The organism is Aurantibacter sp., from assembly GCF_042094015.1.
Lineage (GTDB): Bacteria > Bacteroidota > Bacteroidia > Flavobacteriales > Flavobacteriaceae > Aurantibacter.
In genome coordinates this window covers 4,485-8,171 of the sequence record NZ_JBELDZ010000097.1, presented here as the reverse complement: position 1 = coordinate 8,171, position 3,687 = coordinate 4,485, and the positions used below count along the sequence as shown (strand labels likewise).

Here is a 3,687-nt window from a genome sequence, read left to right as displayed (position 1 = left end):
GTTGTTTTTAAAGCTAATTGTAGCTTATTTCTTTTATTATTGCTTTGGTTATAAGCATAGCTATAAGATAGCTCTAAAGCAAATAACGCTCCAATTACCAAGACACTTAATGTAGTTAGATATTTAATGAAAGTTCTCAATTATGGTCTGAAATTTTGACTAAATACTTTTGCCCCAAAATTATTTAAATGATAATTATCTTTAAATAATTTTTTATCTTGAATAGATTTAGAATAGTCTATCAAATCTGGAATTTTAACTTTTAATTTTTCAACATAGTCTAAATTCTTAATGTCATTTCTAAATGGGCTACAAAAGAATTTTACATTTATATTATTTGATTTAATATAATCTAATAAAGCAGGAAATACTTTATTCTCTTTTATTATAAATTCAGGAAGTTTATGTGTCTCGTGCTCTGAAAAGCCATATAAAGCTGAAAAACCTTTAGTTTTTTTAGCTTGATATGGTTTGCTAAAACAATTTGCTACAAATTCTCTAAAACCATTTTTTTGATCATACATAGCATATCTCATAAATGGAACATACTTTAACAGCAAGGAGTTTTCTTTAGAATTATAATAGTTATTAATATAATTACTTTCGCGAATAAATGGAGCTAATTGATATTCTAAAACGTTAGACTGTTTATGTGGTAAGTTATAGATGTAATCTATTTGTATATATATACATTCTGAAGTAATATTATAATCTTTAATTAATTCTAGTATTAATTTTAAATCTAAAACTCCAGCGGCTTGAACACCAAAATTAACAGTATTTTTATTTAACACTGAATCTACAACCCTAGGATTCAACCCATTTTCTACTCTAGAAGATCCTAAGAAAATATAATCTACCTTTTTATCCTTATAACTTCTTATAAATTGAAATTTATTACGAACTGTGTTGCTATAAACATAGGTGTATGCAATGTCTGCAATTATTAAACTAATAAAAGCTACAAACAAAACACTAAGTATGTATTTAAAAAAAAGCTTCATTTAGAACTGAAAATATATAAAATCTTGAGGGTTAGAAAAACTACCTAAAACAAAAATAACAACTATACATCCAATAATTTTTAACATTTCAAATTTACCTGAGATAGGTTCTTCTTTAGATCTATTAAACCATTCTACAGCAATAAAAAGAAACAACATTAGTAGTAACTCTACAGAATAACGCTCAAAAGACAAATATTCTATCTTAAAAGAAAAAGCTGTGATATTGTATAAATAATTAAAGGCAATTCCTACAGTATCTGCTCTAAAGAAAACCCAAGCAATACAGGTTAAGCTAAAAGTAATACCTATTTTAATTAATGTATTAATGCTTTCTTTTAATGAACTTATAGCAATAGTATCTTTATGTTTTCTGTTATTATTTGTTAACAATAGAGGAATAAAATATAATGCATTTAAAAAACCCCAAATTACAAATGTCCAATTAGCGCCATGCCAAAACCCACTAACTAAAAATATAGCAAAAACATTTCGAATTTGTTTTACTCTTGAACCCTTAGATCCTCCTAAAGGAATATACAAATAGTCCCTAAACCAAGTAGATAAGCTAATATGCCAACGTCTCCAAAATTCTGCTATGTCTCTAGAAAAGTATGGGTAATTAAAATTGCGCATTAAATCAAATCCAAATAAACGTGCTATACCAATTGCCATATCTGAATATCCAGAAAAATCACCATAAATCTGGAATGCAAAATAAATTCCTCCAAGTATTAATGTTAAAGAATTAGCAGTCTCATAATTTGAAAAAATATCATTGACGTATATAGCACAAGAATCTGCAATAACAACTTTTTTTAATAATCCCCAAATAATTAAATGCAAACCAGATTTAGCGCGTTCTAAATCAAAGCTTCTCTTTTTTTGAAATTGAGGCAATAAATGTGCAGCTCTTTCTATTGGTCCAGCAACTAACTGTGGAAAAAAAGTTACAAAACTTGCAAATTCTATAAAATTATTAGTTGGCTTTAACTGTTTTCTATAAACATCTATAGTATAACTTAATGTCTGAAACGTGTAAAAAGAAATCCCTACTGGCAAAATAATATTAAGTGTAGATACTTGCATTTCTATTCCTAAACTTTGCCAAGAATTAACCCAACTTTCGATAAAGAAATTACAGTATTTAAAGAATCCTAAAAGACCTAAATTAACTCCTAAACTTAAGTATAATAAATATTTCTTCTTTTTTTGTTTTTCAGTTTTACTTAAAGCTTTTGCAACATAAAAATCCACTACAGTACTTAGCAGTATTAGTGTTAAAAATCTATAATCCCACCATCCGTAGAACACATAGCTTACAATTAATAAAAATAGATTTTGTGTTTTTAATTTTCTATTAAAAACAAACCAATATAGAATAAATACTATTGGTAAAAAAGTAAGAAATAAAAATGAATTAAATAGCATTATTAATAAGTTTTTTTCCTAATTTTTGAAAAGGTAATTCTATCGTCTTATGTGTAAAAGTAGATACTATAGTTGTTATAACTACTACTATTGTAAATTTAAGAAAGAGGTTAATCAAAGACTTTTCAAGAGTGTTTATTTCAAAATAATTTATAAAATCAATCCTCTCTAACCAATAAAGAACTGCAAAATGCACTAAATATGCGCTATAACTTACTTTCCCTATATAACATATAACCTTATTAATTAAAAAATTTAAATAACCTTTAGACATAATAATTAAAAACCCTAATAATAATAATGATATTAAAAAATGAAATGGAATTAAGTCTAAATTAAAACATAAAAAAATAAGAAGAACTACAACTCCTAAAATATTTATTTTACTAAAATTAAATTCTTTTTTTATAATTACGAAAAAAGATACAATCCCTAAGCCAAAAACAGGTAATTGATTTGGTAAATAAAAAAACAAATAATCATTCCATAAATTTACATCTGTTATTAAAATATTAGACTTTAAGTAATGATTTAAAGCAAATGACACAAACAAAGTAATAAGAACATAATTTATTGCCTCAGTAAAATTTTTAATTAATTTAAATAATAAAGGGAAAATTAAATAGAAAGACATCTCTACTGTTATAGACCAACCTCCAGGGACTAAACTAGTTACCCAATATGGATTAAATCCATGTGTAAAAGTAAAATTTGAGATAATATTATATACTGTTATACTAGACGCGTCTCCTAACCAATATCTTGGCCCAAAACCATTTTGAAATAAAAAATAAATAATTCCTAAATAATATAAAGGTGCTATTCTAAAAAAACGTCTAATTAAAAAGTTTTTAACTACATATAATTCATTTTTTGACCTATAAGTGTATGATAACATTAAAGTAAAAGCACTAGCTATAAAAAATAATTGCACGCCTCTAGCTCCTTGTCCTATAAACAAACTAGTAAATTCATTATAATAATTAGCCCCAGTTTGAAAAGTATGTACCAAAATAACCATAAGTATAGCTATTCCTCTAATTGCATCTATATAATCTAATTTTCTACTTTCTTTCAAAACTAACTTCTATACATTTTGGTTGAGTGTTTTCAAATCCTCCTGAAGGGTTTATATCTATAAATACTAAATCAAAATCTTTAGTTAATTCTTTAAAGAAATCATCTAAGTCTATAAATTTTTTATGTAAATCATGAAACTCAAAAACTAATGCAGATATAGCGTTTTTATTTT

The 3,687-nt window shown here is 25.3% G+C and carries 4 protein-coding genes; all 4 read right to left on the bottom strand.

Features of this window, described 5'->3' with window-relative positions:
* Positions 1-140: 140 nt before the first annotated feature.
* Positions 141-1,004: a hypothetical protein gene (locus tag ACFDSN_RS11245; protein WP_375239953.1), complete on the bottom strand. Its 864-nt coding sequence runs from the start codon at positions 1,002-1,004 to the stop codon at positions 141-143.
* Positions 1,005-2,435, bottom strand: a complete 1,431-nt coding sequence (locus tag ACFDSN_RS11240) for an MBOAT family O-acyltransferase (protein ID WP_375239952.1) — start codon at positions 2,433-2,435, stop codon at positions 1,005-1,007. It lies immediately after the preceding gene.
* Entirely contained in the window at positions 2,425-3,513 is a 1,089-nt protein-coding gene (locus ACFDSN_RS11235; RefSeq protein WP_375239951.1) for an acyltransferase family protein, read from the bottom strand. Before ACFDSN_RS11235 ends, ACFDSN_RS11240 begins: the two co-directional genes overlap by 11 nt.
* On the bottom strand, positions 3,500-3,687 hold a 188-nt coding region (locus tag ACFDSN_RS11230), incomplete at its 5' end, for a hypothetical protein (RefSeq protein WP_375239950.1). The genes ACFDSN_RS11235 and ACFDSN_RS11230, both read right to left, overlap by 14 nt.

Bases quoted from the DNA above. Each gene is read 5' to 3' on its own strand.
- ACFDSN_RS11245 (WP_375239953.1), bottom strand. From the start codon at position 1,004: ATGAAGCTTTTTTTTAAATACATACTTAGTGTTTTGTTTGTAGCTTTT.
- ACFDSN_RS11240 (WP_375239952.1), bottom strand. From the start codon at position 2,435: ATGCTATTTAATTCATTTTTATTTCTTACTTTTTTACCAATAGTATTT.